General features: G+C 34.5%; 3 protein-coding genes and 1 pseudogene. 3 read left to right on the top strand and 1 reads right to left on the bottom strand.

What is annotated here, in order from left to right; all coding sequences use genetic code 11:
* Positions 1-93: 93 nt before the first annotated feature.
* From COE25_RS29935 to COE25_RS29945, 3 genes are all read left to right on the top strand, one after another.
* A complete protein-coding gene (locus COE25_RS29935; protein ID WP_098935228.1) occupies positions 94-1,080 on the top strand; it encodes an NAD(P)-dependent alcohol dehydrogenase in 987 nt (328 codons plus the stop codon).
* A 214-nt stretch (positions 1,081-1,294) separates the two neighbouring features.
* On the top strand, positions 1,295-2,125 hold the full coding sequence (locus COE25_RS29940) for a hypothetical protein (protein WP_098935229.1): 831 nt from the start codon (positions 1,295-1,297) through the stop codon (positions 2,123-2,125).
* A 727-nt stretch (positions 2,126-2,852) separates the two neighbouring features.
* The gene (locus COE25_RS29945; protein WP_098935230.1) at positions 2,853-3,248 is read left to right on the top strand and encodes a DUF3224 domain-containing protein; all 396 of its coding nucleotides are present in this window, start codon (positions 2,853-2,855) and stop codon (positions 3,246-3,248) included.
* 1,535 nt (positions 3,249-4,783) lie between these two features.
* On the opposite strand, the pseudogene COE25_RS29955 reads toward COE25_RS29945, so the two are convergent.
* A pseudogene (locus tag COE25_RS29955) lies at positions 4,784-4,852 on the bottom strand (VOC family protein); the annotation flags it as partial.

Genomic DNA, 4,852 nt, shown 5'->3' on the forward strand with positions numbered 1-4,852 from the left:
TTAAACTGAGGGAGTTTAAGGAGTGAACCCTTGTTCTATTTATTGGTAGCTCTTCGTAGATATTAATGAATATAACGAATTGGAGGAGAATAAATGCGCGCAATTGAGTACACAAAATACGGCCCCCCCGACGTTCTTCAACTGAAAGAGATAGAAAAACCCTCTCCTAAGGAAAATGAAATCCTGGTAAAAATAAAAGCGACAACCGTAACAGTAGCAGATATTCGGGCACGGAGTTTTACAGTTCCTCCCGCTTTTTGGCTGCCTGCCCGAATAACACTTGGTTTTAGACAACCCAAAAAAACTACATTGGGGATGGAGTTAGCTGGGGAAGTTGAGTCAGTAGGAAAAGATGTCAAAAGGTTTCAGGAAGGCGATCAGGTTTTTGCTGCTTCTCTATTGGGTTTTGGTGCTTATGCCGAGTATAAGTGTCTGCCTGAAGATGGACCAGTATCTATTAAGCCCTCCAATTTAACATATGAGGAAGCAGCTGCCATTCCGATTGGAGCACGCACTGCATTGTATTTTCTTAGAAAAGCTAATATTCAGAGCGGTCAAAGGGTTCTAGTTTATGGTGCTTCAGGAAGCGTAGGAAGTTATGCAGTTCAGATTGCCAAGTATCTCGGAGCAAATGTTACAGGGGTATGCAGTACCACAAATATAGAATTGGTAAAATCTCTTGGAGCGGATCAGGTAATTGATTACACTGCAGAAGATTTTTCGAGTAAAGGCGAGACTTATGATGTGATCTTTGAAGCGGTTGACAAGAGTTCGTTTTCGGATTGTATGAAATCGCTAAAGAAGGACGGAACCTATATAAATGTCACTGTACCGTTACCAGGTGTTCGAATGCTATGGACTAAATTGACAAGCAGCAAAAAACTAATATTGAGTCAAAACTCACCTGAAACTTCAGAAGCTCTAGATTTTCTTAAAGAACTTGTTGAGACGGGGAAGTTAAAAGTGGTCATTGACAGATCCTATGCGTTTGAAGAGATCATTGAGGCTCATAGATATGTCGAAAAAGGACACAAAAAAGGTAATGTCGTCATAACTGTGGAACCTAATAACCAATCCTAAAATATGAAGGACTATAACAAGATGATATGTACCAAATAATGTAGTAGTAGGCGGTAATCCCGCAAAAGTAATTAAACAAATAGAATAATAAACTAGGCCTTATTGGTTAATAAAGAACTTAAGTTGATGGAATTAGAATTATATGCAAAACAGGGAGAAATCCAGGTTACACGTATCTTTCGTTCACCCATAAACTAAATATGGGGTGATGAATGTGTTATTACGAAATCAAATGGACACCACTTCTTATCAACAAAAGTATTTTCGTCCATCATGTTTACCAACTTTAAATTTGAGATTTAATAATGGGGATTTTTTCTTACCATATTATGAAAAAACTCATGACCAAATTCAAGTACCAAAAGAATTAACTAGAACCCCAGAAGATACCCTGCTTAATTATTTTAGTATTTTGCGTGAAGCAGAAAATATGGGAGGGCGAAGTTGCGGTTCGATTGGTCAAGCACTTATTCCATTTCCGCTTGCATACAATTTTTTGTCTAAGAATTATCAAATAAAATTAAGCTATGAAGATTATTTAAATTTATTTGCTGGTGTAGGTCATACGAATTTGATAAAGCTTTGTCAAGTGCCAGATGGAAAACGGGGATTAAGGTTTTTTTATGAAATTGAAACGATAGAGGGGTTTGAGGGCAAGAGGGCTGAGTATTTTGGCTATTCATACGGATTTATCCAGCTTATTCACGAAGAAGGAGGTTATCGAATATCAGATTTGCAACAGCATCAGGAGGACTTTCTATGCGCACCTTATCATGGATGGAGTCATGATGGGGAATCAGTAATAGAGGTGAAATATGGAAATTGGTGCAAGTTAATTCAGGTAATATACCCAACTATAAAAAGTGGATATGTTAAAAATATTTGTTTTCACGGTAGGGATGGTGCTGATCATTGTTTAATGTTTATTACATTAACAAATGGAACTGACATCGAAATTGCTCAATTTCGCAAAGTGGGCATTGAAAAGTGGAAACAGATAAAAATGAAGCCCGAAGAAGAGTGTTTAACAGAAAAAGGGGACTGATAAGTTATATACTTTTTGAAATCGGTGCGCTTGTATATCAAAGAAAAAGGCTGTTGCGACAGCCTTATTCTTATCCTATTAAAGGTTGCAGGTTAATGAAAGAAGGATATTAAGAAATTGGAGAGGAAAGTAGTTTGGGAGAAAGTTAAATAAAGTTGCAGAACAGATAAATTTTTTTATCTAATGCTACTTTTGGAACTAAAGGAAAAAATTGATAACCTATCGTTACGCTTGTTATTTTTTGATAAGTAATGAAACTTTTATAAATTTTAACACGTAGTAAACGATTATGGGCATGGAGGCGATCATGCTAGCGGTTCAAGCTGTGGTAGCGGATGTTCCTCTAAAGGGAAAATTTAATTTATAAAGCCCGTCCACCGAAAAAAAGAGGGTCGCCGGTCGATAAGAGAGGTTCATAAAGCTAACGGGTTCCGTTTCCTATCGAAAAACCCGAAAATGCAATTAAAAATGTAATTAAATTTGTACCGCTTTTTGTATCTGTTTTTGTAATGAAAATAAAATGGCTCAGTTCACTATACTGAGCTATTTCTCCTATCCATTTTCGATAGCCTGTTCAACTAACACACCCGTTACTTTAAGTGTAATATTTCACAAAGTTCGTAAAGAAAAATTAATAAAAACAATCCTATGCTATTATTGATAATGGTGCTTTTTGGATATTATACTGGAGGTGAATTACTATTTAATAATGAAGGGAGATTTACGTATGGAGGTAACATTTACAGTAAGCAAATGGGATGAAAAGCCAGTAGACGACACTAGAAAAGAATTCCCTATTAATATTGCCCATGTTGAATATGATATTGAGGGTGAATTAACAGGAAAAGCCTTTGTTGAATATTTATTATTTTATATAGACTCTACTATAGATGATGGTCACTTGGCCACTTCTAAAATTTCCGGATTTCTGCATTTCGAAGGAACTTACAAGGGAAAACAGGGGACATTTACGGCTATAGAGCAAGGAATATTTGATAAAGGAGATCTAGATTCTCCAGCAACAATCATCAAAGCTACCGGTGACTTAGAAAGCTTAAAAGGGTCTTATAATTATAAGTTTACAGGTGAAACCAGTAAGATGATTCTAGACTTTAAATTCTAATCAAACAGTAAAAAAGGGCATCTCTGTACTACCAGGAATGTCCTTTTCGTCGAAAGAGCTTCCTCAACTATCCTGCCCGTTACTTGAATAAGAAAAAGGCTTTACCCCTTGTTGAAGTAAAGCATGCGTTACTTGAATAAGAATAGTCTTTCTCATTTATGAAGTAAGCTTATTAATTTATATGGATTTTAAAAAGTCCTCTAAATTTAACAGATATATATCTTTATCCTTTTCAAAGAAGAATTTACTCCCACAGAATCATCATAATTAAGGATATCGCCATTCAAATTTAATAGATTGAAACTTTGTAAGCAATTATTTTTCATTGAGTACAAATGTATTTTACCTTCTTCGTCATAACCATTATTGAACAAGACAAAGTTATTCATGATCGCAAACGCTTTGCTACCTTCAACTGGAATATTATTAAATATTTCATAATCATTCTTTTCAATTTTCATTAAAGGAAAGTCCGAGTAATAGTAAATATAAACTGTTTCCTCTGAGGTTACATTTAAAGCATAGCAATCATCAATATAAGGAACTTCATTGTTTTCCGGTAATAACTTTATGGATTTTTTATTTTACTTACAGAAAATTTTGGATATATCTTGTTACTAACATCTTATTGGATTTCATGTTTGCTATTTTCCCCATTCATTATTTGTTTCAAGATATTTTAGGGATTTACAAATTGGTTAATATTTCTTCGTGGGAACGATTTATTCTTTTCGTTGCTCTATCTGTTATTATTTATGGTTTCTACAAATGGCAAGAGATGATTTTTAAGCCCGAATTGAAAGAAAGAGGACGAATATACTAATTTGCTCTATGTCACGGAAGGATTATCGATAATACAGTAACCATGTACAATAATTCTTCTCCTGGATTCACCAAAATCCGCCTCCTTTAGACATGGTAATTTTAATTAAAGGATGTCCATCTTTAGAAGAATTACTGCACAGTATTAGTCAAATACGACATAAAAACATCTATATTTCTATCCTGTTCTTCAGCTAACCTGCTCCGTTAGCACAATAAGAAAAGCTGCCACAATTGGCAGCTCTGATCTTTCGCTAAAGCACCCATTAGCTGCAATTAGTAATTCCTCTTATTGAGTAAATAATGTATAAGTAATAGCAAATAAACACAGAAGTCCTGAAACTAAAAACAGTATTTTTATAAGCCAATAATTAATAATTCGTGGTAAGGGTGTAATAGTTAAAATCTATTGCATACATGTATCAGGATTTTGATACTTTTTTTTATTTAAAGAAAAAATACCAAGCCATAACAGCATAAGCCCAGAGAACAATATAAAAATATTCCAAAAGAAATCACTCAAAAAATTCTCACCTTTAATTTATCATTTTAGCGAATTTCCATTATCCATTTGTTTTTTATTTTAACAAATTAAAGTGATTTATTCTTCAACTAACCTGCCACGTTAGCACAACAAGAAAAAGGGATCGCCGCAGAGGTCCCTTATTTAACTCTTGCACCCGTTAGCTCAATAGCAAATGAATTACAACTCGTTATTTCTCCCAAAGCTCGACCAGTCGACCTTCAGGATCTTCAATCCAAATAAACTTTCCAAATTCACT

It is taken from the genome of Bacillus sp. AFS031507 (assembly GCF_002584635.1).
In the GTDB taxonomy this organism is placed as follows: domain Bacteria; phylum Bacillota; class Bacilli; order Bacillales; family Cytobacillaceae; genus Neobacillus.

Excerpts from the sequence above, each read along its gene's own strand:
- COE25_RS29935 (WP_098935228.1), top strand. The coding sequence starts at position 94 with ATGCGCGCAATTGAGTACACAAAATACGGCCCCCCCGACGTTCTTCAA.
- COE25_RS29945 (WP_098935230.1), top strand. The coding sequence starts at position 2,853 with ATGGAGGTAACATTTACAGTAAGCAAATGGGATGAAAAGCCAGTAGAC.